Source organism: Kitasatospora cinereorecta (assembly GCF_024172095.1).
Classification (GTDB): Bacteria; Actinomycetota; Actinomycetes; order Streptomycetales; family Streptomycetaceae; genus Kitasatospora; species Kitasatospora cinereorecta.
In genome coordinates this window covers 1-26,655 of record NZ_JAMZDX010000002.1, presented here as the reverse complement: position 1 = coordinate 26,655, position 26,655 = coordinate 1, and the positions used below count along the sequence as shown (strand labels likewise).

22 protein-coding genes are annotated in these 26,655 nt (G+C 74.0%); 7 read left to right on the top strand and 15 right to left on the bottom strand.

Going from position 1 to position 26,655, the window contains the following annotated elements; all coding sequences use genetic code 11:
- Window positions 1-37 precede the first annotated feature (37 nt).
- From FHR36_RS06995 to FHR36_RS06980, 4 genes are all read right to left on the bottom strand, one after another.
- Window positions 38-2,320, bottom strand: a complete 2,283-nt coding sequence (locus FHR36_RS06995; RefSeq protein ID WP_253794863.1) for a molybdopterin cofactor-binding domain-containing protein — start codon at window positions 2,318-2,320, stop codon at window positions 38-40.
- Between the two features lie 254 nt (window positions 2,321-2,574).
- Window positions 2,575-3,111, bottom strand: coding sequence for a universal stress protein (locus tag FHR36_RS06990; RefSeq protein WP_253794861.1), 537 nt, complete (start codon window positions 3,109-3,111; stop codon window positions 2,575-2,577).
- 152 nt (window positions 3,112-3,263) lie between these two features.
- On the bottom strand, window positions 3,264-3,551 hold the full coding sequence (locus tag FHR36_RS06985) for a hypothetical protein (protein WP_253794859.1): 288 nt from the start codon (window positions 3,549-3,551) through the stop codon (window positions 3,264-3,266).
- Window positions 3,552-3,631: 80 nt separating this feature from the next.
- Complete coding sequence (locus tag FHR36_RS06980; RefSeq protein ID WP_253796671.1) at window positions 3,632-5,536, bottom strand: APC family permease; 1,905 nt, start codon at window positions 5,534-5,536, stop codon at window positions 3,632-3,634.
- A gap of 381 nt (window positions 5,537-5,917) precedes the next feature.
- Between FHR36_RS06980 and FHR36_RS06975 the strand changes: the two genes are divergently transcribed.
- Window positions 5,918-6,973: a hypothetical protein gene (locus FHR36_RS06975; protein ID WP_253794857.1), complete on the top strand. Its 1,056-nt coding sequence runs from the start codon at window positions 5,918-5,920 to the stop codon at window positions 6,971-6,973.
- 65 nt (window positions 6,974-7,038) lie between these two features.
- Complete coding sequence (locus FHR36_RS06970; RefSeq protein WP_253794855.1) at window positions 7,039-8,754, top strand: Ig-like domain-containing protein; 1,716 nt, start codon at window positions 7,039-7,041, stop codon at window positions 8,752-8,754.
- 25 nt (window positions 8,755-8,779) lie between these two features.
- Here the strand turns inward: FHR36_RS06970 and FHR36_RS06965 are convergent, their stop codons facing one another.
- The 9 genes from FHR36_RS06965 to FHR36_RS06925 form a co-directional block, all read right to left on the bottom strand.
- Window positions 8,780-10,210, bottom strand: coding sequence for an amidase (locus FHR36_RS06965; RefSeq protein WP_253794853.1), 1,431 nt, complete (start codon window positions 10,208-10,210; stop codon window positions 8,780-8,782).
- 3 nt (window positions 10,211-10,213) lie between these two features.
- Entirely contained in the window at window positions 10,214-11,197 is a 984-nt protein-coding gene (locus FHR36_RS06960; protein ID WP_253794851.1) for a hypothetical protein, read from the bottom strand.
- The gene (locus FHR36_RS06955) at window positions 11,194-12,405 is read right to left on the bottom strand and encodes an acyl-CoA dehydrogenase family protein (protein WP_253794849.1); all 1,212 of its coding nucleotides are present in this window, start codon (window positions 12,403-12,405) and stop codon (window positions 11,194-11,196) included. The genes FHR36_RS06960 and FHR36_RS06955 overlap by 4 nt, the downstream gene beginning before the upstream one ends.
- 46 nt (window positions 12,406-12,451) lie before the next feature.
- Complete coding sequence (locus FHR36_RS06950; protein ID WP_253794848.1) at window positions 12,452-12,844, bottom strand: SCP2 sterol-binding domain-containing protein; 393 nt, start codon at window positions 12,842-12,844, stop codon at window positions 12,452-12,454.
- A gap of 78 nt (window positions 12,845-12,922) precedes the next feature.
- On the bottom strand, window positions 12,923-13,828 hold the full coding sequence (locus tag FHR36_RS06945) for a HesA/MoeB/ThiF family protein (protein WP_253794847.1): 906 nt from the start codon (window positions 13,826-13,828) through the stop codon (window positions 12,923-12,925).
- A 29-nt stretch (window positions 13,829-13,857) separates the two neighbouring features.
- Complete coding sequence (locus FHR36_RS06940; RefSeq protein WP_253794846.1) at window positions 13,858-15,414, bottom strand: MFS transporter; 1,557 nt, start codon at window positions 15,412-15,414, stop codon at window positions 13,858-13,860.
- Window positions 15,415-15,459: 45 nt separating this feature from the next.
- Entirely contained in the window at window positions 15,460-16,455 is a 996-nt protein-coding gene (locus FHR36_RS06935; RefSeq protein ID WP_253794845.1) for a TauD/TfdA family dioxygenase, read from the bottom strand.
- Window positions 16,456-16,598: 143 nt separating this feature from the next.
- Window positions 16,599-17,351 carry a helix-turn-helix transcriptional regulator gene (locus tag FHR36_RS06930; protein WP_253794844.1) on the bottom strand — a complete coding sequence of 251 codons (753 nt, stop codon included), beginning with the start codon at window positions 17,349-17,351 and terminating at the stop codon, window positions 16,599-16,601.
- Between the two features lie 126 nt (window positions 17,352-17,477).
- A complete protein-coding gene (locus tag FHR36_RS06925; protein ID WP_253794843.1) occupies window positions 17,478-19,706 on the bottom strand; it encodes an MMPL family transporter in 2,229 nt (742 codons plus the stop codon).
- Between the two features lie 126 nt (window positions 19,707-19,832).
- Between FHR36_RS06925 and FHR36_RS06920 the strand changes: the two genes are divergently transcribed.
- Both FHR36_RS06920 and FHR36_RS06915 read left to right on the top strand, forming a co-directional pair.
- Complete coding sequence (locus FHR36_RS06920; protein ID WP_253794842.1) at window positions 19,833-20,462, top strand: TetR/AcrR family transcriptional regulator; 630 nt, start codon at window positions 19,833-19,835, stop codon at window positions 20,460-20,462.
- A gap of 55 nt (window positions 20,463-20,517) precedes the next feature.
- Window positions 20,518-21,375 carry an MBL fold metallo-hydrolase gene (locus FHR36_RS06915; RefSeq protein WP_253794841.1) on the top strand — a complete coding sequence of 286 codons (858 nt, stop codon included), beginning with the start codon at window positions 20,518-20,520 and terminating at the stop codon, window positions 21,373-21,375.
- Window positions 21,376-21,396: 21 nt separating this feature from the next.
- On the opposite strand, the gene FHR36_RS06910 is transcribed toward FHR36_RS06915, so the two are convergent.
- Window positions 21,397-21,792: a hypothetical protein gene (locus tag FHR36_RS06910; protein ID WP_253794839.1), complete on the bottom strand. Its 396-nt coding sequence runs from the start codon at window positions 21,790-21,792 to the stop codon at window positions 21,397-21,399.
- A 391-nt stretch (window positions 21,793-22,183) separates the two neighbouring features.
- On the opposite strand from FHR36_RS06910, the gene FHR36_RS06905 reads away from it, so the two are divergent.
- Both FHR36_RS06905 and FHR36_RS06900 read left to right on the top strand, forming a co-directional pair.
- Complete coding sequence (locus FHR36_RS06905; RefSeq protein WP_380230868.1) at window positions 22,184-23,110, top strand: ADP-ribosylglycohydrolase family protein; 927 nt, start codon at window positions 22,184-22,186, stop codon at window positions 23,108-23,110.
- Window positions 23,111-23,183: 73 nt separating this feature from the next.
- A complete protein-coding gene (locus tag FHR36_RS06900) occupies window positions 23,184-23,906 on the top strand; it encodes a (2Fe-2S)-binding protein (RefSeq protein ID WP_253794835.1) in 723 nt (240 codons plus the stop codon).
- A gap of 2 nt (window positions 23,907-23,908) precedes the next feature.
- Here the strand turns inward: FHR36_RS06900 and FHR36_RS06895 are convergent, their stop codons facing one another.
- Window positions 23,909-24,724, bottom strand: a complete 816-nt coding sequence (locus FHR36_RS06895; RefSeq protein WP_253794833.1) for a helical backbone metal receptor — start codon at window positions 24,722-24,724, stop codon at window positions 23,909-23,911.
- A 107-nt stretch (window positions 24,725-24,831) separates the two neighbouring features.
- Here FHR36_RS06895 and FHR36_RS06890 point away from each other — a divergent pair.
- A partial coding sequence (locus tag FHR36_RS06890) for a methylmalonyl-CoA mutase family protein (protein ID WP_253794830.1) occupies window positions 24,832-26,655 on the top strand: 1,824 nt, incomplete at its 3' end.

The following is a 26,655-nucleotide window of genomic DNA, read 5'->3' as shown; positions in this document are numbered from 1 at the left end:
GTGAGGTCTCTCCTGGGGGCTGGAAGGTCCGGGGGTGTCAGTACGCGCGGGTGCGGCCGTCGGTCGGCGACTGCGGGACCGGCGGGACGGTGGGCAGCGGCTCGAAGCCCAGCGGCCCGCCGTGGTTGACCGGGAAGACGGTCGGCATGGTGCCGGTGGCCCGGCCGTACGCGCAGGCGACCGCGGCCATGGCGGCGGCGACCGCCAACTCGCCCGCACCGCCCGGCGATCCGGTGGTCGGCGGCATCACCACGACCTGCAGCTCCGGCGGGGTGTTCCACTGCCGGGTGTAGAAGTAGTTGTCCCAGCTGCCCTCGAGGAAGTGCCCGTCCTGAAGGTGCAGGCCCGAGCTGAGGGCGAGCGCGATGCCGTCCATGATGCCGCCCTGCATCTGCGCCTCCAGGCCGCGCGGATTGACCGCCAGGCCCACGTCGACCGCGCAGACCACCTTGGTGACCCGCGGCCCGGTGTACGCGTCCGGGACGGTCCGCCCGGTGGTCTGCGGGCGGCAGTCGATCTCGGCGAGCACCGCGACCACCGAGTGGTACTCCGGGTGCAGGGCGATCCCCTGGGCCGTCCCGGCCGCCATGGTCCGCCCCCAGTCGCCGAGTTCGGCCACCTTGTCGAGGACGGCGCGGGCCCGGTCCTCCTTCAGGAAGCGGCGGCGGAAGGTGTACGGGTCGCTGCCCGTGCCCGCCGCCAGCCGGTCCACCACCAGCTCCTGCGCGGTGCGCACATTCGGCGAGTAGATGCCGCGCATCGAACCGGTGTTGAAGCCCTTGTCCACCTCGGACAGCAGCTGCGTGGTCACGCCGAAGTCGTACGGCGTCTGCTGGGTCAGCGCGAACATCGTCTCGGAGAAGGCGAGATCGGCCACCGGCAGCTTGGCCGCCATCGCGGTGATGATCTCGCCCAGGCCGTGGCCGAAATCGGTGGCCACCGAGGTGTGCCGCTGCTCGCAGCTGAGCACCTGGCCGAGCGAGTACGTCGCCCGCACCCGGGACGTCGCCATCGGATGGGTGCGGCCCTGGCGGAAGTCGTCCGTGCGGTGCCACATCAGCCGCACCGGCTTGCCCATCGCCCGGGACACCTCGGCCGCCTCCAGCGCCGCGTCGTGGAAGAGCTTGCGGCCGAACGAGCCGCCGCCCTCCGTCACGTGCACGGTCACCGCGGTCGGCGGCAGGCCCAGCCGGGCCGCGATCTTCTCCTGCGCCACGATCGGCGACTTCAGCGACGCCCACACCTCAGCCCGGTCGGCCCGGACGTCCGCCACCGCACAGTTGGTCTCCAGCGCGCTGTTGCTGGCGAAGTGGAAGGTGAACCGGGCGTCCACCGCCTTGGTCAGCAGGGGCAACGGGGGCACCACCAAGGGCAGTTCGGCGGCCCGGAGCTCCTTCAGCACGCTCTCGTCGCTCGCCCCGTCCTCCGTGCCCGGGCCCCAGTCGACCTGCAGCGCGCGGACCGCGTCGATGCACTGCCCGAACGTCCGGGCCCGCACCGCCACCCCGGTCGGCACCACCGCCACATCGGTCACCCCCGGCATCGCCCGCACCGCGTCCGCGTTGCGCACCGCGCGGACCGTGCCGTTGATCGTCGGCGGCCGGCACAGCATCACCGGCAGCGCACCGGGCACCTTCACGTCCATCGCGAACTGCTTGCGCCCGGTCACCGCCGCCAGCGCGTCCGCCCGGCCCCGCGGCGTACCGATCACGGTGAACTGCGCCCGCTCCTTCAGCGCCACCGACACCGCGACGTCCACCCCGCTCGCCGCCCGCACCGCCAACTCCCCGTACGTGACGCTGCGTCCGCCCGGCGCGCCCACCACGCCCGCCTTCGCCACCAGCCCCGCGAGCGGCACCCCCAGCAGCCCGGCCGCCGCCGCCAGCAGCCGCCCCCGGGCCACCGCCGCCGCCACCCGGATCGGCGTGAACGTCGACACGGTGGTGTTCGACCCGCCGGTCAGCTGGTTGAACAGCAGCTCCGGACGGGCGTCCGCGAGCGTCACCCGCACCTTCTCCAGCGGCAGTTCCAGCTCCTCCGCCACCAGCATCGCGCTGGACGTCGTCACCCCCTGCCCCACCTCCGCCCGCGGCAGCGCGAGCGACGCCGTACCGTCCTCGTGCACCTGCACCGTGATCAGCCCCGACGTCGGCAGCGCCGCATCGGTCAGCATGTCGTTCAGGTCGTACAGGTCCGCCGGCTCCGGCAGCGACGGCACCGCCGCCGCGGCCTCCCCCGCCTCCCCCACCTGCGCCGCCACCGTCAGCGTCGACGCCGCCAGCACGTACCCCAGGAACCGCCGCCGCCCCACACCCGCCATCGCCCACCCCTCCCGCCCCGGGGCAGCCCTACCGCCACCCCCGCACCTTGGAGGATCCTCCCACTCCACCGCCCCCACATGCATGAACACCGTCACGAATCCCGAATTCCCCCACCCCGCCGACCACCCTGGGCCGCCCGCGGCAACGGGGTGGTCAACGGACAGTACGCCCGGCCCGGGGCCGCCCACGGCGGCGTGTTCACCCTTCTCCGCGGGTGCCGACCGTCTGGCTGCCGCAGGTCCGGAGCGGTCCGTCAGCGGGTGGGGAGGGGGTGGGCGGGGAGGTGCCAGCGGTTGCGGCGGTGGAGGGCCTGGAGGTCGCGTTGGAGGGCGGGCCGGGGGACGGTGAGGACCGGGCAGGCGGCGTGGCGGAGGCAGTGGCCGGTGACGGAGGGGCGCAGGCCGCGGTGGAGGAGCGACCCGCCGGCGCCGAGGACGAGGAGGTCGTCGGGGTGTTCGGCGGCGGCGACGAGGGCGCGGCCGGGCTCGCCGCGGACCAGCAGGGTCTGCAGGCGGACGCCGGGGTCGGTGCCGCCGAAGGCGTCGTCGAGGGCGGTGGCGAGGCGCTCGGCGGCTTGGGCGCGGACGGCGGCGAGCAGCGGCGGGCAGGGTGAGCGGCGGTAGCCGATCTCGCCGCCGGGCGGCTCCCAGGCGTGGACGGCGAGGACGGGGGTGTCGGTGCGGCGGGCCTCGGCGACGGCGCGGTGGAGGGCGGCGAGGCTGCCAAGTGATCCGCTGAGTCCGACCACCACGCGGCGCTCGGTGCGACCGTCGGGCAGGTACGCGTCCATCTCCGATCCACTCCTCGACGAGGTGAGAGCTTGTCCGGCCCCCCAGGAAATCCGATGCGAGGGGGCGTGCGGAGGTTGTTGACAGTCTCCTGATGCTGCGGCGCGACATCCGTACGCGGCCCTGACGGGAGCGCCCTGACGGGATACGGGCCTCAGGGGCTTTCGGGCAGGGGCCAGCGGTGGCCTTCGAGGTCGAGGCTGCAGCGCAGGGCGGGGTCCTCCTGCGGTCCGCGGTCGAAGTGGACGGTGAAGGGGCGGGCCGGTTCGTCGGGGAGTTCGCCGCTGAGTTCGGCGTACTGGAGGCCGTGGCCGTGGAAGCGCTGGAGGCCGACTTCCCTGCCGTCGACCAGGAGCATCGCCTCGGTGGTGACGCCTTCGCGGACGGTCACGGTGACGGAGTGGTCGCCGAGGTCGCGGTGGAACTGGTGGAGCCGGGCCATGGGGGGCCTCCTCGCGCCGACCGGTGGTTCGGGGTGGTTCGGGCACCGACTCCATCGTGCGCCTCGCCCGGGCGGTCCGCTCAGCCGACGTGGACGCGGGGGCGTCGGCTCCGGTCGGTCTCGGCCTCGCGGAGCACCTCGCGGGTGACCGGCGCGACCTCGCCCTGGCCGAAGAGGAAGAACCGGAGCAGCTGGGCAAAGGGGTTGCCCTCGGTCCATTCGAAGTAGATGTGCGGCTTCTGCCCGGTGACGTCGCGGACGTGCAGCAGCAGTGCGGCGAGCGCGTTGGGGACGCTGGAGTGCTGGAGGGTGAGCACCCGGTACCGGTCGTGCAGCACCTCGCCCTGGACGGTGAGCTTGGCCTCGAAGTCGGACGGGTCGAGGACGGTGACCTCGACGAAGACCAGGTCGTCCTCGACCGGGATGTCGTTGTCGGCGCGGATCTGGTTGACCTTGTCGCGGTACTCGGCGAGGTCGCGGCCGTTGGGTTCGTTGGCGATGAAGCGGATGGTGCGGTGCGCGGTGTCGCGGACGAAGCGGGCGGCGACGTCGTCGAGTTCGACGGAGGTGACCCGCAGTTCGAAGGCGCGGGCGAGCCGGGAGAGCAGCGAGATCAGGATGATGCCGGCGATGAAGCAGGCGCCGATCTTGACGCCGTCGGGCCGCTCGGAGATGTTCACGGCGGTGGTGTAGAGGAAGACGGCGGCGATCAGTCCGAAGCCGATGGTCCAGTTCCGCTGCCGGGCGGCGTGGGCGGCGATGGTGACGGCGATGGCGGCGGAGGTGATCAGGACCAGGACGCCGGTGGCGTACGCGCCGCCCTGGGCGTCGACGCTGGCGTCGAAGATCCAGGTGACCAGGAAGGCGATGGCGGTGAGGACGAGCACCATGGGCCGGACGGCGCGCGCCCAGTGCGGGGCCATGCCGTAGCGGGGCAGGTAGCGGGGCATCAGGTTGAGCAGCCCGGCCATCGCGGAGGCGCCGGCGAACCACAGGATGAGGATGGTGGAGAGGTCGTAGACGCTGCCGAAGGCGCCGCCGAGGTACTGGTGGGCGAGGTAGGCGAGGGCGCGGCCGTTGGCCTGGCCGCCGGGCTCGAACTGGGCCGGGGGGATGAGCAGCGTGGTGATGAAGCTGGTGGTGATGAGGAAGACGCTCATGATCGCGGCGGCGGTGGTGAGCAGTTTGCGGGCGCCGCGGATCCGGCCGACCGGGTTGGCCTCGGTGTCGTCCGGGTCGCCCTCGATGTGGGGCATGACGGCGACGCCGGTCTCGAAGCCGGAGAGGCCGAGCGCGAGCTTGGGGAAGACGATCAGGGCGACGCCGATCATGGCGATCGGGTTGCCGTGTTCGGCGGTGAGCGCGTCGGCCCAGTCGCTGATCAGCCCGGGGTCGGTGGCCACGTGCCAGAGGCCGACGGCGACCACGACCACGTTGAGCGCGAGGTAGACGGCGACCAGGACGACGGCCAGGCCGATCGCCTCGCCGAAGCCCTTGAGGAAGACGGCGCCGAGCAGGGCGACCAGCAGCAGGGTGATCAGCACCTGTCGGCCGCCGAGGACGCTGTTCAGGTGCGGGTTCTCGACCATGTGCGCGGTGGCGTCGGCGGCGGACAGGGTGATGGTGATCATGAAGTCGGTGGCGGCGAAGCCGAGCAGCGCCAGGACGAACAGCTTGCCCTTCCAGAACGAGAGCAGCCGCTCCAGCATGGCGATCGAACCCTCGCCGTGCGGGCTCTCGTGGGCGACCCGGCGATAGACCGGGAGGGCGCCGAGCAGGGTGACCAGGACCAGCACGATGGTGGCCACCGGGGAGAGCAGGCCGGCCGCGAGGGCGGCGATGCCGGGCTGGTAGCCGAGGGTGGAGAAGTAGTCGAGGCCGGTCAGGCACATCACCCGCCACCAGCGCTGGCCCGGGTGCTCGACGGGGGTCTGGGCGTGCGGTCCGGGGTGCTGCTTGGCCATGTCGGCCAGGCCCTCGAGCATCCAGGCGCGGAACCGCTGCCGCGCGGGCAGTCGACCGGCGGGGACAGAGCTGACCACGTGTACTCCCGTCGACGGTCCCGTTCGCCACCCGCCGGGCGGACGGGGTGGTCACACTATTCGACCGGTTCACTCCGTCCTCGTGTGCCACACCAGGCCGTAGGCATGCGCGTACTCACCCGTTCGGCGACGGCCGGCTCCTCGCGGACCGGGTGCGCGGACGCTGTGTGCGGACCGTCTGCGAACGGGCCCGGCGCCGCCCGGACTCCTGGGTGATCGCCCAGAACGGGGCCGCCGGCGTCGTACGGGCGACCAGTTCCCGGGCCGTGGGCGGCGCCCCAAGGATGTCACCGCTGTTCCACCCACGGTGATTGAAGGAGTCCGATGAGAGCGCGATCCCTGCTGGTCCTGTCCGCGGCGCTGGTCCTGGCGCTGCCGGGGACGGCGTACGCCAACTCGGTGGCGGTGACGGTGAAGACCCCCGGAGCCACGGCGGGTCCGTCCGGCACCTTCGCCGAGATCTCCACCCACGCGGACTGCGGCAGCGGCCTGGTCGCGGGCGGCGGCATCGACCAGGCGATCGGCACCGGCATGTCGTCCAACGGCAACCACATCAACGGCACCTCGCCCAGTCCGGACGGCAGCACCGAGTACACCGGCTCCACCGGGGTGGTCGGCACCGACGTGACGCACTGGCTCGGCATCGGCGGCAGCGGCGGCGCGGTCAACGCCTCGTTCTCCAGCACGCCGTACGCGATGTGCCTCACCAGCAACGTCATCACCCACACCCAGGTGGTGATGAACAAGGTCGCCGGACCGAGCAGCGCCGCCACCGTCGCCCTGGTGGTGGCGACCTGCCCGGCCGGCACCCGGCTGCTCGGCGGCGGCGCCCGGACCACCCCGGCGGACGTCGGCAGCCTCAAGCCGATCGCGAGCTACCCGACGTTCAACAACGCGGGCCACGACTACGGGCAGAAGGCCGCCGCCAACGGCGAGACGAATCCGGACTCCTGGGCCGCCGTCGGCTGGAACGGCGGCGGTGGCGGCACCGGCAACCAGACCTTCGTGTACGCCGTCTGCTCCGGCGACAACCTGGACGTCAGCGGGGTCACGGTGAAGGTCCGGTTCACCGAGGTGGCCGGCCCGACCTCGGCGACGGCGGGCCAGACCGCGACGGTGGGCTGCGGCGGCGGCGACGGCAAGCTGATCAGCGGCGGCGCGGCGATCAGCGGGGGCGGTGTCACCGGCACCGACTTCACCACGCCCGGCTCCGGCGGCGACCACCTGAAGGGCAGCTTCCCGAGCGACTCCGGTGGCAGCCCGGTCGGCGACGGCACCACCACGGCCGCGTACTGGACGGCCTGGGGCCACTCCGGCGGGGCCTCCTCGCCGAACACCTCCACCGACGCCTGGGCGCTCTGCGCCGACGACGGCGTCTGAGCCCCGCTGCCCGCCCCCGTCCCCCACGTCCGCACCCCGCACCTGCACCATCTGAGAGGCACCCCATGAACCGTCCCCGGAAGCCGCACGGCCCGGTCACCACCGCCGTGGTCGGCGCGACCGGCCTGCTCGCTGCCGCCGTCGCGCCGTTCACCGCGGCCGCCGCCCCGGCCGGCCCGCCCTCGCCCTGCGGGGCCGGGGGCGTCCTCGCCGCCGCCCCGGCCACCTGCACCTACACGGCGGTGGGCACCGACACCTTCACGGTGCCGGACGGGGTCAGCGAGGTCGGCGTCGACCTGTTCGGCGCCGAGGGCGGCAGCGCCGCCGGGTACGTCCTGCCCAACCCGCCGAACGACGGGGCGCCGGGCGGGCTCGGCGGCGAGACCCGGGCGCGGCTGGCCGTACGGCCCGGGCAGGTGCTGCAGCTGACCGTCGGCCAGGCGGGCAGCTCCGGCACCTCCCGGCACGGCGAGTTCGCCCGGCCGGGCGGCACCGGCCACGGGCCGGGCGGCGGCGGGGCGCACGGGGGCGGCGGTTCCGGCGGCGGCGGCACCGACCTGCGCACCGGCACGTTCGGGCCGATGGAGCGGGTGCTGGTGGCGGGCGGCGGCGGGGGCGCCGGCAACGGCGGTCCGCTGCTGCGCGGCGGCAACGGCGGCGGGCCGGCCGGCGAGCCGGGCGGCCAGGGCGGCGGCCCGGACGGTTCCGGGGTGGCCGGCGGCGGCGGGAGCCAGTCCGCGCCCGGCACCGGCAGCCCCAACTCGGCGCTCGGCGGTCCGGGCGGCGCCGGCAGCGGCACCGACCAGTGGACCGGCCTGCCCGAGCCGGGCAGCGGCGGTACCGGCGGCAACGGGGCCCGTGGCGGCAACGGCGGCGGAGGCGGGGGCGGCGGCTGGTTCGGCGGCGGGGGCGGCTCCGGCGGCGGCAACCCGGGCAACCTGTACGGCGCGGGCGGCGGCGGTGGCAGCGGCTACGCGGCGCCGGGCACCGCGGACGCCGTCCTGCTCCAGGGCGTCCACCACGGCGACGGCCGCGCGGTGGTCTCCTTCCGGTACGACACCGGGGTCGACGTCACCGCGGACACCGACCGGCCGCTGTTCGGCCACCCGGTCACCCTGACCGCGGCGGTCGTCCCGGCCGCGCCGGTCGGCACGCCGGGCGGCACGGTCACCTTCCTCGACGGGGCGGACGAACTCGCCACCGTCCCGCTGGCCGGCGGCCGGGCCGCGTTCACCACCGCCGCGCTGCGCCCGGGCGCCCATGCGATCACCGCCCGCTACGGCGGCGACGCGCTGTTCACGCCGAGCACCACCGCCGAGCCGGCCGCGCCGACGGTCGGGTTCAGCGCGCCGTGCACCACCGGCGTCCACCGCGGCCCGCTGACGGTGGACCCGGGCGAGGCGCTGTGCCTGGCGCCCGGCGCCCGGCAGGAGGGCCCGGTCACCGTGCGGGCCGGCGGCGCGCTGGCCGTCACCGGGGCCTCGGTCACCGGTCCGCTCACCGCCGATGGTGCGCTCGCGGTGCGGATCTGCGGGGGCGATCTCACCGGCCCGCTGACCCTGCGCCGCACGGTCGGGGCGGTGCAGTCCGGCCCGGCCGGCGACCCGGCGGACTGCGCCGGGAGCACCGTGCACGGGCCGGTGACCGCGGAGGACAACACGGGGGGTGTCGTGTTCTCCGCCCTCCGGGTCACCGGCCCGCTGCGCTGCGCGGGGAACGTCCCGGCGCCGGTCCTGGTCGCCGCCGTGGTGGACGGCCCGCGCAGCGGTCAGTGCCGCTGACTCCCCGTCCGGTCGCCGCTCCGGGTCACCACAGACCCGGGCGGCGGTCGGACGGTCCGGCCGCGGCCTCCAGCTGGGCGGCGAGCACGATCAGGGTCGCCTCGTCGCCGTAGCGGGTGCCGAGCATGACGCCGATCGGCAGGCCCTCGGCGTTCCAGTGCAGCGGCAGCGAGACCGCCGGCAGGCCGGTGATGTTGTACAGCGGGGTGTACGGCATGAAGTTCGACATCGCCGCGTAGTCGGCCGCCGGGTCGCCGGTGCAGAACGCGCCGGTCAGCGCCGGCGGCTGGGCCAGGGTCGGGGTGAGCACCGCGTCGTACGCCGAGAAGAACAGGTCGGCGAAGAGCTGGCCGACGCCGCGGAAGGCGGCGAGGCCCCCGGCCAGGTCGAGGCCGCCGGTGGTGCGGCCGCGCTCGCGCAGGTGGCGGGTGAAGGGGGTGAGCAGCGGCTCTTCCTCCTCCTCGACCTGGCGGCCGGCCGCGGCCACCGACCAGACCAGCTGGAAGGTGTCCACCAGGTCCGGGTCGGGCGGCATCTCGATCTCGGTGACGGTGTGCCCGGCCGCCTCCAGCAGAGCGGTCGCCCGCCGGTACGCCTCGGCGCAGTCGGGGTGCAGGACGGCGCCGGGCACCATCGGGCCGGGCAGGGCGGCGATCCGCAGCGTGCCGGGGTCGCGGCCGGCCTGGTCGAGGAAGGTCTCGCCGTGCGGCAGGGCGGGCGCGGTGTACGCGTCGCCGGGCATCACGCCGGCCATCGCGTCCAGCAGGGCGGCGGCGTCGGCGACGGTCCGGGCGAGCGGGCCGTGCACCGACAGGCCGGTGATGTCGTGGTCGAGCGGGCCGTTGCTGATCCGGCCGCGGCTGGGCTTGAGGCCGACCAGGCCGCAGGCGGAGGCCGGGATGCGGATCGAGCCGCCGGCGTCGGTGCCGTGGGCGAGCGCGGCCAGTCCGGCGGCGACCGCGGCAGCGGAGCCGCCGCTGGAGCCGCCGGGCGAGCGGTCCAGGTCCCACGGGTTGCGGGTGGGCGGGCCGATCTCGTTCTCGGTGTAGCAGGGCAGGGCGAACTCGGGGGTGTTGGTCTTGCCGATCAGCACCGTGCCGGCCTCGCGCAGCCGGGTGACCACGTGGTCGTCGGCGTCGGCGACCTGGTCGGTGTGGACCTTGGAGCCGAGGGTCCAGCGCACGTCCTCGACCTGGACCAGGTCCTTGACCGCGACGGTGACCCCGTGCAGCGGGGGCAGCGCGGTGCCGTCCCGGCGGGCGGCGGCGGCCTCCCGCTCGGCCCGGGCCGCGGCCGCCAGTGCCTGCTCCGCCATCACGGTGGTGTAGGCGCCGACAGTCGCGTCCAGCCGGTCGATCCGGCTGAGGTAGTGCTCGGTGAGCTCGACGGGCGACACCGCGCCCGACCGGACCGCGGCGGCCTGTTCCACCGCGGTGAGCTCGTGCAAGTCGGTCACGGGTCAACTCTCCTTGTCGGACTGGCTGGTCGGACCGCACAGGGTCCGGCGGGCGGCGGAGAGCCGGGCCGCGAGGCCGCGTTCGTACCGCCCGCCGCCGCCGTCCTCCAGCGAGGAGCGGATCACCTCGGCGTAGTCGGCCAGGCGCACCGGCAGCGGGGCGACGAACGGCTTGGCGTTGATCTGCTGGTTGTAGCTCGGCCACATCAGCTCCGAGCGGGCCAGGCGCGGTTCGGTGTTCTCCACGACGACCGGGTCGAACCCGATCAGGCGGAAGTGGCGCAGCGCGCCGTGCTCCTTGGAGTCGCCGAGCACCAGCCGGACCGAGCCGTCCGCGAGGGCGGCGCCGCACAGGCCGAGGATCAGGTGCCACGGCACCCGCCAGCGCTGGTCGGTGCGGGCCATGTCGACCTCGCGGACGAAGCGCTTGATCTCGAAGACGTGGTGGCTGGTGAGTCCGGGCTCGGCGAACCGGGAGACCAGGTCGACGTGGTGGGCGGACTCGGACGGGAACCGGCTGCGGCGCGGCGAGTCGAGCGGCATCGGCTTCTCGTCCAGCGAGCAGACCAGGCCGATGTAGCCGACGATCCGTCCGCTCGCCTCGTCCAGGGTCACCGTGTGGATGTTCTCCACGGTGTTCGGGGCGCCGGAGGGCTCGTGGTAGAGCGCCTCCTGGTAGACCAGCTCGTCGGAGATCCAGCCGAGCCGCAGGTACTGGGCGAGCCGGAAGCCGAGGATGCCCTTCATGTAGCGGGTGGGGATCTGGCTCTCGCGCAGGCTCAGGGTGAGCAGTCCGTCGCCGGTGTCCGTGGAGCGGAACAGCGGCTCGCCGTCGATGGCGTCGGGCAGTCGGCCGAAGCTGAGCCGGCCGTGCAGGCTGATGATCGACTCCGCGAAGCGGCGGATCTCGGACCCGCCGAGCGCCGGGAGGGCGCTCGGCGGCGCGGAGTCGGGGGCGGTGATCGCCCGCTCTCCGGTCACGGTCACAGGTCGTCCTCCTCCCGGTACAGGCAGTCGGTGACGGCGAGGGAGAGCGCCTCGGGGGTGCCCTCGAAGATCCGGGTGCCGTACGAGTCGCGGAGGATCTTCTCCGCGCCGTACTCGCGGACGAAGCCGTTGGCGCCCATCAGCGAGACGGCCATGCCGGCGGTCTCGATGGCGACCCGGTCGGCGAACAGCTTGGCGACCGCGGGCTCGTACTCGGGCGCGGGCAGCTGGTTGTCGACCAGGTCGGCGGCGCGGCGGTAGAGCAGCCGGGCGGCGTCCACGTTGGCGGTCATGGTGGCGAGCTTGCCGGCGGTGAACTGGTGCTCGTGCAGCAGCTTGCCGCCCTGCACGCGCTGGCCGCAGTACTCGACGGCGTGCTCCAGGGCGTTGCGGGCGATGCCGGTGGATATCGCGGCCACGGTGGAGCGGGCCATGTTGCCCTGGGCGGTGGAGATGGCCACGCCCTCGGCCTCGCCGCCGATCATGTTCTCGACCGGGATCCGGACGTTGTCGAAGTGCAGCTCGCTGCCGAGGCAGGCGCGGTAGCCCATCTTGTCGGCGACGATGCCGCGGGTGACGCCCTCGGCGTCGAGCGGCACGATGAAGCCGGTCAGGCCGGTGGCGCCCTCGTAGCCCTCCATGTTGGCGTAGATGGACGCGAAGTCGGCGACCTTGCCATTGGTGCAGAAACGCTTCTGCCCGTTGATGACGTACTCGTCGCCATCACGGCGGGCGGTGGTGACAATCCGGGCGTGGACCGCGTTCTGCGGGATGACCAGGTCGGTGCCGGCCTCGTGCTCGGCGACCGCGTTGCAGGCCAGGGCGACCTGGTCGCCGCCGAAGATCGGCAGGAAGCGGGCCTGCAGCCGGGGGTCGCCGGAGAGCAGGATCGGGGTCTGCCCGAGCATGGTGGCGCCGAAGATCAGGGCCACCGCGGGGCAGGCCGCGGCCAGCTCCTCCATGGCGACGGCCACGCCCAGCACGCCGACGCCGAGGCCGCCGTACTCCTTGGGGATGACCGCCCGGGTCAGGCCGATGTCGTGGCCCTTCTGGACGATCTCCCAGTCGAAGTCCTCGGCCTCCTGCAGGTCGAGCTCGAGGGCCTTCGGGGCGACCTCGTCACGGGCGTACTCCCGGACGGCGGCGTGGAACTTGCGGGTCTCGGGCGGCAGATCGGAGAGGTCGGGGCTGATGATCTCGTTGAACATCGCGAGTGTTCTCCTGGACGGTTCGGTACGAGTCGGGGTCAGGGAGTCAGGCGCCGATGCCGCGGGCGGCGGCGAGCTCCGGGTAGCGGTCGAAGGCCGGGCGCAGGATCGGCACCAGCTCCAGGACCTTGGCGACCTTGCCGCGGATGCGGACCTTTCCGGTGGCCACCGCGGCGGGCATCATCAGCTTGCCGAGCCAGAGCTGGTGGGCGGTGTCGCAGGACATCTTGATGGTGATGGCCGCGTCCTCGGGCGCCTCCGGGCCGACGATGACCTTGTCGGCGGAGAGGAAGATGGTGCAGTCCGGCTTGGTGTGCACCAGGCGGGCGGTCAGGTCGTTCTCGCGCAGCTTGGCGGTGAACTCCTCGTCGGCGGCGAGGATGGTGAACAGCTCGCCGAAGACCTCGGCGGCGGTCTCCGCGTTCGGGAAAGCGGGCATGGCAAAGCCTCCATCGGTGAAAGTGACTGAAAGGGGTTGCTGAACAGCGGTGAAGAAAAAGGGAGTTGGGGAGGAGCCCTAGGCGCGGGGCGCGAGGGTGCGCAGCTCGCGCAGCAGCGTGACCACCTCGCGCGGCCAGGCGGCCCGGGCGGCCCAGCGGGCCGAGGTGGGGCGCACCCGCTCGTGGACGTCCACGTAGATGTGCTCGCGCACCGGGTGGCCGCACAGCAGCTGGGCCACCGCGTGGGCGCTGATCGCGCCGAACATCAGGGCGGCGTGGACCAGTTGCGGGAAGGAGAAGTCCGGGTTGCGCAGGTTGGCGCGGGCGATGCGGACCATCTCGACCGGCACGAAGCGCACCGGGAGCAGGCGGCGCAGCAGCTCCCAGCTGCCGAGCCGGTCCAGGTCGGCCGGGGTGACCGCGCCGTCGAGCGGGCGGCGGGGCCGGCGGTAGTCGTAACAGTGGACGTACTGGGCGCCGGCCATGTCCCAGCCGGTGACCAGCGGCAGCCGCTCGGCGGCCACGTGCTCGTGCAGCAGCAGCTTGGCGCGCCAGCCGCTGTCGGTGGTGACGTCGACCCCGTCGACCACCGCCTGGACGCCGGTGACCAGTTCCTTCACGTTCTCGGCGGTCACGCCCTCGGGGAAGACGGTGACCTTCGCGTGCGGGTTGATGGCCCGGATCCGCTCGGCGGCCACCTCGGCCTTGTTGCGGTCGATGTCGGCGTAGGTGGCATTCTGCCGGTTGAGGTTGTTCAGTTCGTACGTGCCGGGGTCGGCCAGGACGAAGTGCTGGATGCCCAGCCGGGCCAGCGGCTCGATGGCGGATCCGCCGATCGAGCCGCAGCCGGCGACCAGCACGGTGGCCCGTCCGAGCACGGCCTGGTCCTCGGCGGAGACCACCCCGGTGTTGCGGGTGGTGAGCTCGGCGTAGAACAGTTCGGCCGAGCCGGCCGTGGGATCGGTCCGTGCGGGAGTCTTCATCAGGGCCTCCGTTGCGATGTGACGGTGTGTCAGGATTCGGGCAGTCGGGCGGGCAGCCAGCGCAGGACCACGAGCAGGGCGACGATCAGCAGCGCGGCCGCGACGATCACGGTGACGTGCATGGCGCTCAGGTAGGCGTCGTCGGCCTGCAGGATCAGCTGCGGGACCTTGGTGTGGATCGGGCCGATGACGGCCGGCTGGTGCGCGGCCTTCTCCAGAGCGCCGAGGGTGCCGCCGAGCGAGTCGCGGGCCTCGTCGCGCAGGCCGGCCGGCAGGATGTCGGCCGCCCCGCCCAGGTCGGCGCGGTAGCGCACCGAGAGGACCGAGCCGAGGGTGGCGACGCCGAGGGCGGCACCGACCTGGCGCAGGGTGTTGTTGACGGCGGCGCCGACGGCCGACTTGTCGGCCGGCACCACGGCCATGATGACGGTGGTGGTGGTGCCCATGACCAGGCCGAGGCCGAGGCCCGAGAGCGCCAGGGCGCCCTCCAGCTGCCAGATCGCGGTGGTCCGGCCGAGCACGGCCATCCACAGGAAGGACGCGGTCATCAGCACCAAGCCGGCCGCGACCACCAGCCGCGGGCCGTGCTTCTTGGCCAGGCCGCCGCTGAGGATCGCGGAGACGATGGTGCCGACCGCGACCGGCAGGAGCAGCAGGCCGAGCTCCAGCGGGGTGTAGCCGCGCACCCCCTGGACGTAGAAGACCAGCAGGAAGGTGCCGCCGGTCAGGGCGAAGAAGGAGAGCGAGATGCCGGTGGTGCCGGCGGTGAAGGCCGGGTTGCGCAGCAGGCTGACGTCGAGGGCCGGCGAGGCGGCCCGGGACTCGACCCGGACCAGCAGGACCAGCAGGGCCAGGCCGCCGATCAGGCTGCCGAGCACCTCCGGGCCGAGCCAGTCGCTGGTCTCGCCGCCGCGGATCACACCGTAGACCAGGGCGCCGGTGCCGACGATGGACAGCAGCACGCCGGCCGCGTCCAGCCGCGGCCGCTCGACGGCCCGGGACTCCGGGACGAAGCCCAGCATCAGCAGCGCGCAGACCACCACCACCGGGATGTTGATCAGGAAGACCGAGCCCCACCAGTAGTGCTCCAGCAGGAAGCCGCCGATGATCGGGCCGAGCGCGATGGACAGGCCGCCGATCGCCGACCAGACGCCGATCGCCTTGCCGCGCTCCTCGGGCGCCGAGGTGTCGTTGATGATCGCCAGGGTGGCCGGGGGCACCACGGCTCCGCCGATGCCCATCACCGCCCGCCAGAGGATCAGTTGCTCCGGGCTGGTGGCGAAGGCCGAGAAGCCGGAGGCGACACCGAAGACGATCATGCCGATCAGCAGCGTCCGCCGCCGCCCGAAGGAGTCGGCGAGCACGCCGGCCGAGAACATCAACGCCGCGTAGACCAGGATGTAGGAGTCCACCGACCACTGGAGTTCGGAGTTGGTGGCGTTCAGATCCCGTTGGATCGTCTGCAGGGCGACGTTGAGGATGGTGTTGTCCATCATCACCACGAGGAAGCAGCACCCGAGGACGGCCATCATGATGCCTCGGGAACGGGTCCGCACCGTGGTCGCGGCGGCGGGCAGGGCTGTCACATCGACCTCTTCTGTGTCAGGGACGGGGCCGTGTGATCGAACGGATCACAGCGGCTGGTGCACGCGCGACGCCGTGGGTCGGCTGCCGCGCGAGGCTCGGATGTCGGTCACCACGAAGCAGCGGCGCAGCCACCGGTCGCGGCCGTCGTGGCGCGCCCGGAAGCCGGTGCGGCCGTGCACGGCCACGCGGTTGTCGACGATCAGCAGGTCCCCCTGCTCCATCGCCACGCCGGCCAGCGAGCGCTCGAGGTGCTCTCGCAGGGTGGCGAGCGCCGCGGTGGCGCGCGGGTCGAAGGACTCCATGGCGTGGAAGTCCACGCACATGTCGGGGTCCTCCTCCGGGCCGGTCAGCACGGGGAGCAGGGAGCTGTAGCGGTCCTGGCCGTCTCCGGTGAAGGAGCTGGACAGGCGGATGCGGAAGAGCGGCCGGCGCAGCAGCCGGACGGTCTCCTCCGGAAGGTCGGGCAGGACGGAGCGGATCGAGCCGGCGACGGTGAGCGCGGTGCCCTCGTGGTCCGGTCGGACGCAGAACAGGCCGATGAAGTCCGGCTTGTTGGGGTGGAACCCGTCCTCGGTGTGGAGTTCCAGCAGCTTGCTGCCGGTGTTCTCCTGGCGTTCCTCGGCGCCGAGCACCGGGGCGATGTCCTGGACCAGCCGGCCCTGCTTCTCGTCCGCGTACGCGATGACCGAGCCGAGGCGGCTCATCACCATCAGCTCGGCGACGGTGGCGAGCGCCAGGTCGGTCCACGGGCCCGGGTGGGCGCCGTCGGCCGGGGTCGGCGGCAGCTGGTCGTCCATCGGCAGTCCCTTGATCAGCAGGACACCGCCGGGGGTGCCGTGTTCCCGGAAGCGGGCGAGCGTACGGGCGAGTTCGGACGGCAGTCGGCCGGCCTCCACGTCGACCGCGGTGAGCAGGTCGGCGTGGTCGAGCGGAAGGTGGCCGTGGCAGTCCGCGATCTGCCGGGCCAGGGCCTCGATCTCCTTGCGGTCGCCGGGGCCGAGGGCGAGCGTCTCGAGCCGGCGGGATTCGTCAACCAGCAACGTGTACCCCCGAGTTGTGGTGTGGTGAAAGGCTTTCTTCGACGCCTCGAAGTCAACCAGTGCCGCCCACCGCGCACAGCCCCCGACCGCGACCCCCTTACGGGCGGCCCGACCGGGGTACCCGATCGGGCCATCCGACGCCGCTAGCCCTGATCCGCCACGATGCCTTCGCGTACGGCCATCGCCGCGGCAAGGGTGCGGTTGGGGCAGTTCAACTTGGCGAGCACGTTGGCCACGTGGCGCTTGGCCCCGTGCTCGGTGATGTCCATCGCCGCGGCGATCTGGCGGTTGCTCAGACCGTCCACCAGGTGGCGCAGGGTCTGCCGCTCCCTGGCCGTGAGGTAGGTCCGCTGGCGCGGCACGCGGTTGGCCGCGGTCTGCGCCATCGAGACCAGCTCCCGGGTGAGTTCGGCCGGGACCGGGAGGTCTCCGGCGTGCACCCGGCTCAGGGTGTCCGCCACGGCGGTGGTGGTCAGGGTGGCCTCCATCAGGAATCCGTCCGCGGAGAGCGCCGCGGTGCGGTTGAGCAGGTGGCTCGGGTCGGAGAGCAGCAGCAGGAGTTTGGTCTCCTCGCTGCGCGCCCAGTCCCGGAGTTCGGTCAGCTGGTCGTTCTCCATTCCCGCCGAGGCGATGACGACGTCGCACCGGCTGTGCGACAGGGCGGTGAAGGCCTCGTCGAGACTTCCGTGTCCCACCACTTGACGGGTCAGCGGAAGCTGCTGGATGATCGAGCACAAACCAACGCGCACGACATCGCTGTTGACCGCGACCAGGATTCGCAGTCCGTCGTCCCGAACGACGCCGGGACGCTGCTCGTCCGGCGGGATCGTTTCGGTGATCACGCAGTACCCCCCAGGATTGGTGTCCGGGCGGTGCGCCCGGGTGTCCTTACGCATGGCACAGGGGAAGAGTCCGGCACACAAAGGACACAGTCCTCTGCCCGACCCTACGGGACGTGGTCCACGCGTGACCGGGTTTCAGCCAGTCGTTATCGAACACCCAGACGGAACCGGAACCACCGCCTACGCGGGCTCGGGCTCGGGGCCGCCCTCGCTCAGTCCGATGCGCGCGTGCAGGCCGCGCAGCGGTGCCGGCGCCCACCAGGTGGCGCGGCCGGTGAGCCGCATCACCGCCGGGACCAGCAGCGATCGCACCACCATGGCGTCCATCAGCACCGCGAGCGCGATGCCGAGTCCGAGCATCTTGGTGTTGGTCACCCGGGAGGTGCCGATCGCGGTCATCACCACCGCGAGGATCACCGCGGCGGCCGTGATCAGCCCGCCGGTGCGCTGGAGCCCGAACACCACCGCGCCCTGGTGGTCGCCGGTGCGCTCGTACTCCTCCTTGATCCGGGAGAGCAGGAAGACGCCGTAGTCCATGGAGAGGCCGAACGCCACGCAGAACATCAGGACCGGGAGGGTGGTCTCGATGTCCCCGGTGGAGGTGAAGCCCAGGAATCCGGACAGGTGGCCGTCCTGGAAGACCCACACCACCGCGCCGTACATCGCGGTCAGGCTCAGCGCGTTGAGCACCACCGCCTGGATCGGCACCAGCACGCTGCCGGTCAGCAGGAAGACCAGGACCAGGGTGGCCAGCACGATCGCCGCGACCGCCCACGGCAGCCGCTGGGAGATGGCGTGCTTGGAGTCCACCAGCGCGGCGCCCGGACCGGCGACCCGGGTGACGAACGGGGCCTGCTCGGCGCGGATCGTCCGGACCAGGTCCTGGCCGGCGGCGTCACCGGCGGCGCCCTGGCGCAGCACGGTCAGGTACGCCACCGAACCGTCGGCCCGGGCCGCGGTGGCCGGTCCGGCCGGGGCGCTCTGCCGCCCGGCCGAGAACTCGCCCTCCGGGCCGGTCACTTGGACCACACCGGGCAGTTCGGACAGCCGGCGGGTGTAGTCGGCGAGCGCGCCGGGGGCGAACTCGCCCTCGGCCAGCACCGAGATCGCGCCGCCGGGGCTGCCGGGGAAGCCGTCCCGGACGTGCTGCTGGACGGTCCGCGACTCGGCGCTCGCCGGCAGCTGCCGGTCGTCCGCGTTGCCGAACTTCACCCCGAGGAACGGGGTGCCGAGGACCAGCAGGCCGGCCGTCGCGGCCACCGCGAAGAGCGGGGCCCGCCGCATCACCAGCCTGGACAGCCGCGCCCAGCCGCCCTCCGCCCCGGCCTGCGGGGTGCGGCCGCGGCGCAGCGCCCTGCGCAGGTCGAGGGCGTTGACCCGGTGGCCGAGCAGCACCAGCGCGGCGGGCAGCACCACCAGCGCGGCCGCCGCGGCCAGCAGCACCACCGCGACACCGGCGTAGGCGAAGGAGCGCAGGAAGTACTGCGGGAAGACCAGCATCGCCGAGAGCGAGACCGCGACGGTGAGCGCCGAGAACAGCACGGTGCGCCCGGCGGTGCGCAGCGTCGCGGCGACGGCCGGGACCGGCTCGGCGCCGGCGGCCAGCTCCTCGCGGAACCGGCGGACGATGAACAGCGCGTAGTCGATGGCGAGTCCGAGCCCGAGCGCGGTGGTCAGGTTCTGCGCGAAGACCGAGACGTCGGTGAAGGAGGTGATGCCGCGCAGCACCGCGTTGGTGCCGAGGATCGCCACGATCCCGACGCCGAGCGGCAGCAGCGCCGCCACCGCGCTGCCGAACACCAGGACCAGCAGCAGCAGGGTGATCGGCAGGGCGATCAGCTCGGCCGTCGTCAGGTCCTCCTTGACGATGGTCTGGATGTCGTTGCGGACGGCGACCGGGCCGCCCAGCGTGACGGTGACCGGGCCGTGCGCGCCGCGCAGACCGGGGGCGATCTCGGCGAACACCTTGGCGCCCACCGTCTCGTCGCCGGCGATCCGGGCAGTGATCATGCCCTGGTGGCCGTCCTTGGCGCGCAGCGCGGGCAGCTTGGTCTGCCAGTACGAGACCACGCCGGTGATCCGGTCCTCGCCGGCCAGCTGCTGGGTGATCCGGCCGGCCTCGGCGGCGACCGCCGGGTCGTCGACGGTGGCACCGCCGGCGTCCAGCAGGACCACCAGGTTGGGCTGGGCGGACGGGAAGTGCTCGGCCAGGGCGGTTGCGGCGGCCGAGGACTCGGCGCCCGGGTCCTCCCAGCCGCCGCTGCCCATCCGGTCGGCCACGCCGTGCCCGGCGACCACCGCCAGCGCGGTGAACACCAGCGCGACCAGCAGGGCCAGTCTCGGCCGGGCGGTGATGATGCGGGCCCAGCCCGTCAGCCCCCGATGCGGGGGGCTCGTCTGATCAGCCATCGGGCAGGTTTCCCCTCTTCGCCTCACGCCATAGACTGAAAAACACGAGCAACCGCTCGCACTTCATAGAATGTGAGCGACCGCTCGTATTTGTCAACCGATCTCGGAGGAACGGGAGGCTCGCGCATGACCGGGACCGGAACCCAGGCCGCGGAGAAGCCGCGCCGCAGGCAGGCCCGCGGGGAACGGCGGATCGAGCAGCTGCTGGAGGCCGCCGCCCAGGTGTTCCAGGAGGTGGGCTACCCCGCCGCCAGCACCAACGGCATCGCCCGCGCCGCCGGCGTCTCGCCCGGCACGCTCTACCAGTTCTTCCCCAACAAGGAGGCGCTCGCCGTCGAGCTCGGCCGGCGGCTGATGGCCGAACTGGAGCAGACCCACGGCCGGGTGCTCTCCGGCGCCGACACCACCCGACCGCTGGCCGAGATCCTGGACACCGTCCTCGACCCGCTGATCGCGTTCAACCTCGGCCACCCCGCCTTCTTCGTTCTCATCCACGGCCCCGAGGCGCCCGGCGAGATCGTCAGCGACCACGAGGAACTGCACGCCGTCCTCCAGCAGCAGATCACCGACCTGGTCGCCCGCCGCGCCCCCGACCTGCCCATACCCGAGCTCGACCGCGTCTCGGTGATGGCGTTCGCGATCTTCCGCGCCGGACTGGCCCTGGTCATGCACAGTGACGGCGCCCAACGCGAGGGCTATATCGTGGAGTTGAAGAGCGCCCTGCACCGCTACCTGGCCCCCGTCCTCGGCAGCTGAACCCGACGGCCGAGCCCGGTACCGATACCCGAACCGCCCACGCCCCGGAGGCACCATGACCGTCCACCACCTGGACTGCGCCACCATGTGCCCGTACGGCGGCCGGCGGCTGCTCGGCAGCGGCGGGCCGCTCACCGGGCGACTCGTCGGCCACTGCCTGCTGATCGAGACCGACCGGGGGCTGGTCCTGGTCGACACCGGCTTCGGCACCGGCGACGTCGCCGACCCCGGGCGGCTCGGCCGCGCGTTCCTCACCGCCGTCCGGCCCCGGCTCACCCTGGCCGGCACCGCCCTGCACCGCATCCGCGCCCTCGGCCACGACCCGCGCGACGTCCGGCACATCGTGCTCACCCACCTCGACGCCGACCACGCCGGCGGCCTCGGCGACTTCCCCGAGGCCCGCGTCCACGTCCTCGCCGAGGAACTCGCCGCCGCCCGTACCCTCGCCACCCGCGGCGAACGCGACCGCTACCGCCCCGTCCAGTGGGCCCACCGCCCGCACTGGGTCGAACACCGGGCCGGCGGCGAGGAGTGGCACGGCTTCCGGGCGGTCCGCCCGCTGCCCGGCCTCGACCCCGACATCCTGCTCGTCCCCCTGCCGGGCCACTCCCGCGGCCACAGCGGCGTCGCCGTCCGCACCGGCGCCAACTGGCTCCTGCACTGCGGCGACGCCTACTTCTCGCACACCGACCTCGACCCCGCCCTGCGCCGACCGCCCGCCCTGACCCTCTTCCAGCGCATGGTCGCCTTCGACGACCACGCCCGCCGCGACAACCTCGACCGGCTCCGCGCCCTGCGCCGCGACCACACCGGCGCCGTCCGGCTCATCTGCGCCCACGACCCGGCCGACCTGCCCACCCCCGTCCCCGCCACGGCCCGGCCGCTCCCCGACCGGACGTCCGAGCCGCACTGACGCCGCGCGCCCGGCGGCGGGTCACGGCGGCGGGGTGTCCCGTTCCGCGGCGCCCTGTTCCGCGACCGCCGCCCGCAGCCGCTCGGCCGTCCGCTCCGCGTCGGCGTCACCCACGGCGATCCGCCGGTACGGCGCCGGCGCGCGCAGATCGACGCAGACCACCGGCTGGCGGCGCGGCAGCCGGACCGCCACGAAGTCCCGCCCCGCCGGATGCCGCCGGTCCCCCACGGACACCGCCCCAGGGACCAGCAGCCCGTGCTCGGGCACCCCGCGCAGCGCCCGCCACGCCACCGGCTCGACCGCCACCCGCGCCACCGCCGCCAGCGGCACCCGCAGCTCGCGGTGGTGCGTGACGATCCGCTCCCACCACGTCAACCGCACCACCACCTCGCCGCCGTCCACCAGCAGCCGCGCCATCCTCGCCGTCCCTTCACCCCCACCCGCCAGTCTGCGAGCCACCCCACCCCCACGCCCCCGGAGCCTCCCGTTCGGGTCACCCGCCCCACCCACGACCCGCACGGAACCCCGCTGCGCGGGGCTCGGCCCGGCACACCATGCGGTCACCCACCCCACGCCCGCACCAACGACGACCACCGGACAGCCCGACGACAACCCGCTGCGCGGGGCCCCGGCCCGGCACACCTTGCGGCGGACCACAGGCGGCCACTCGCCCCACCACGGCACGCGCCGGACGGCCCGTACGGGAGCTGCTGCGCGCAGGGGGGTCCTGGCGCGCCGCCCGATCCCCGCGGCGGACGGTCCCGGCCCGTACGGAAACCGGCTGCGCCCGGCCGTCGGAACTGCCAGCATGCGGCTCATGACTCCCACCACTGCCACCCGTGACTCCCTGGAGGGCTTGGCCCTCGGCGATGCGTTCGGCGAGCGGTTCTTCGCTCGGATGCGCCCCGCCGGCGAGGCGATCGAACTGGTCCGGGCCCGCCGGATGCCCGAGGAGTCGCCGTGGCACTGGACCGACGACACCGCGATGGCGCTCGCCCTGGTCCGCGTCCTGGCGATCCACGACGCCGTGCACCAGGAGCAGCTCGCCGAGTCGTTCGCCGCGACCTACCTCGCCGATCCGGTCCGCGGCTACGGGTACGGGATGCACAAGCTGCTCCCCCGGCTCGCCGAGGATCCCGCCGCCTGGCGGGAGGAGAGCCGCGGCCTGTTCGAGGGCACCGGCAGCCTGGGCAACGGCGCGGCCATGCGGGTGGCGCCGCTCGGCGCGTGGTTCTGCGCGGACCTGGAGGAGGTCGCCGAGCAGGCCGCGTTCTCCGCCGAGGTGACCCACGCGCACCCGGAGGGGGTGGCCGGTGCGGTGGCGGTGGCGCTGGCCGCCGCGCTCGCCGCCCGCAGCCGCGGCGCCGGCGTCCCGGACGGTCGGGCGCTGCTCACCGACGTCGCGGACCGCACCCCGGCCGGAGTGATCCGCGACGGCCTGCGCGCCGCCGCCGACCTGCCCGCGGACACCGAACCGTGGCGTGCCGCGGACGTGCTCGGCAACGGCCACCGGATCCGGGCGAGCGACACGGTCCCGTTCGCGCTCTGGTCGGCCGCGCACCACCTCGACAGCCTCACCGACGCCCTGTGGACCACGGCCGAGGGCCTCGGCGACGTGGACACCACCTGCGCGATCACCGGCGGTACGGTCGCCGCCCGGACCGGCCTGACGGGCGTCCCGGCCGCCTGGCTGGAGCGCCGGGAGCCGCTCCCCGACTGGGTGGACGGCCTCTGACCGGGCCGGACCCGGGAGCGGCGGTGTGCGATCCTGTGCGACGCCCGTACGACCCGTCGCCTGAGGGAGCCCGATGACCCGCGCCGAGGAACTGTTCGAGCGGGTCGGACGGGTCGGGCCGTACTTCGCGGTGCGGTACGGCGGACCGGCGCCAGCGGGGTTCCGGCCGCTGCGCGAGCTGTACTCGACGGAGCCCGGCTCGCCGCTGGCAGTGAAGATCGCCGCGGCGGCGGTCCAGCTGCGCACCGCCGAACCGCGGGTCGCCGCCTCCATCGTCCACCTCGGGCTGGCCGCCCGGCTGTGGTCCGTCGCCCTGGGCACCGCCGTGCTCGGCGGGGCGGTGCCCGACCTCGACCCCGACCGCGCCCACCACCTGCTGCCGCCCACCGGGCCGCTGGAGCTCTGGCTGCCCGGCCTCGCCCCCGTCGGCGCCGACCTTGCGACAGAGCTGCGCCGTACGGTCCTCGACGCGAACCTCGCCCCGCTCGCCGCCGCCGTCCGGGCGGTCACGCCCGTCTCGGCCCGGCTCCTGGACGGCAACGCCGCGTCGGCGCTCGCGGGCACCGCACGAATGCTGGGCCGCTCCGCGGAGCCGCTGGCCCGTGAGCTGCTCGGCCGTTCGCCGCTGCACTTCCGCCGGGATTCCTGCTGCCTCTACTACCGCGTCCCGGGTGGCGGGCTCTGCGGTGACTGCGTGCTCAGCCATGTGCCTGGAAAGGTGCACCCAGGGGCGCGTGGGGGTACCCCCGGCCGAAGGCTGGGGGAGAACTGCGCGACCGGCCGACAGCTGAGGTAGGGCTATGGCTGGTCGCGCAGTTCCTCGCGCCCCCGAGAAGTACACGTCAGCTGCTCGGCGAGAACTGCCGGTGCCTCGGTCAGCGACGGGCCGTACCAGGTGAGGTGACGGCCGCTCACCAGGGCGGCGGGGAGGTCGGGGAAGGCGTCGGGGCCGTCGGTGGCGGTGAAGCGGTAGGGCTCGTCGGGGAGGACGACCAGGTCGGCGCCGGCGGTGGTGAGCCGGTCGAGCGGAATCGCGGGGTAGCGCTCGGGGTGGTCGGCGTACACGTGGTCGACGCCGAGGCGGTGCAGCAGGTCGCCGGCAAAGGTGTCGCGTCCGAGCACCATCCACGGCCGCCGCCAGATCGGCACCACCGCCCGCCGGACGGTCCCCGCCTCGACGCCCTCCCACGCGGCCCTCGCGTCGGCGAGCCACTCGGGCGACGGCAGCCCGCACCCGAGGACCAGCAGCCGCTCCAGCGAGCCGAGGGCCTGGTCGAGGGTGCGGATCTCGGTGACCCAGACGGCGAGCCCGGCGGCTCGCAGGGCGGCGAGGTCGGGCGCGCGGTTCTCCTCCTCGTTGGCGAGGACGAGGTCGGGGCGGAGTGCGGTGATCAGGGCGGTGTCGGGGTTCTTGGTGCCACCGATCCGGGTGACGTCGAGGTCGGCGGGGTGACTGCACCAGTCGGTGGCGCCGACCAGCAGGTCGGGGGCGGTGGCGGCGACCGCCTCGGTGAGCGAGGGCACCAGGGAGACGACGCGGCGGACGGCGCCGAGCCGGTGGGCGGTGCCCTGGTCGTCGGTGGCGGTGCGCCCGTGCTCGGGCCGGCTGCTCATGGCGCCGACGATAACGGTTGCACTCCTGGTCACGGGGAGTGCAGCGAGTGAAAGGTCACACTGTTACGCCCTGCTGCGACCGGAGTAACGGACGTTAACCTTCCCTCATGACGGTCCCGCCCGAAGGGCTCCCCCTGGCCGCCGAGTTCCCGGATGCGTCCCGCGAGCAGTGGCAGCGCCTTGTCGAGAACGTTCTGCGCAAGTCCGGCGCGCAGGACGTCGGTGGCGTCCGGGCCGAGGAGGTGCTCTCCACCCGGCTGCAGGACGGCCTGCGCGTCCGTCCGCTGTACACGGCGCAGGACACCGCGGCCGATGCCGGCCTGCCCGGTTTCCCGCCGTTCGTCCGCGGCTCGCGCGCGCAGGGCGCGGCGGTGTCCGGCTGGGACGTGCGTCAGCGCCATGCCGATCCGGATCCGCGGCGCGCGAACGAGGCGGTGCTCGCGGACCTGGAGAACGGCGTCTCCTCGCTGTGGCTGACGGTGGGTGAGGCCGGGCTGCCGATCGCCGCGCTGCCGGCGGTGCTGGACGGCGTCTACCTGGACCTGGCGGCCGTGGTGCTGGACGCCGGGCCGGAGTTCCGCCCGGCCGCCGAGCAGCTGTTCGCGGTGCTGGCCGAGCGCGGGGTGTCGGCCGAGGCCGCCTCCGGCAACCTCGGTGCCGACCCGCTGGGCCTGCTGGCCCGGACCGGCGACGACACCGCCACCACCGAGCTGCTGGCCGACGCCGCCGACCTGGCGGAGCGCTGCGCCGACGGCTTCCCGAACGTGCGCGCGCTGACCGTCGACGCGCTGGCGTTCCACGACGCGGGCGCCTCCCCGGCCCAGGAGCTGGGCTGCGCGCTGGCCGCCGGCGTGGCGTACCTGCGGGAGCTGACCGCGGCCGGGCTGGGCGTCGACGCGGCCGCCGGGCAGCTGGAGTTCCGCTACGCGGCGTCCGAGGACCAGTTCCTGTCGATCGCCAAGTTCCGTGCCGCGCGCCGCCTGTGGGCGCGGGTCGCCGAGGTGTCGGGGGTGGCGCCGCAGGCGGCGGCGCAGCGCCAGCACGCGGTGACGTCGAGCGTGATGATGACCGCCCGTGACCCGTGGGTGAACATGCTGCGCACCACCGTGGCGTGCCTGGCGGCGGGTGTCGGCGGGGCGGACGCGGTGACCGTGCTGCCGTTCGACGAGGCGGTGGGCCTGCCGGACGCGTTCGCGCGCCGGGTCGCCCGCAACACCCAGTCGATCCTGCTGGAGGAGTCCCACCTGGCGAAGGTGGTCGACCCGGCCGGCGGCTCCTGGTACGTGGAGCAGCTGACCGACGAGCTGGCCCGCGCCGCGTGGGCGTGGTTCCAGGAGATCGAGCGGGCCGGCGGGCTGCGCGCGGCGCTGGTCGGCGGCCTGGTCGGCGAGCGGATCGCCGCGACGTGGGCGGAGCGCTCGCAGCGCCTCGCCAAGCGGCGCGAACCGGTCACCGGGGTCAGCGAGTTCCCGCACCTGGGCGAGCAGCCGCTGGTCCGCGAGGCGGCGCCGGCGCCGCTCGGCGGCGGTCTGCCGCGGGTGCGCCGGGCCGAGGCGTACGAGGCGCTGCGCGCCCGCTCGGACGCGCACCTGGCGGCCACCGGCGCCCGGCCGCGGCTGTTCCTGGCGGCGATCGGCTCGGCGGCGGCGCACACCGCCCGCTCCACCTTCGCGGCCAACCTGTTCCAGGCCGGCGGCATCGAGACCGTCACCACGGCAGGCACCGACCCGGCCGCGCTGGCCGAGGCGTTCGCCGCGAGCGGCGCCCCGATCGCCTGCCTGTGCTCCAGCGACCAGGGGTACGCGGAGCACGGCGCCGCGGTGGCCGGGGCGCTGAAGGCGGCCGGCGCCACGGTGCTGCTGGCCGGCAAGCCGGGCACGGTGGAGTCCGGGGTGGACGACCACGTGTTCGCCGGCTGCGACGCGGTCGCG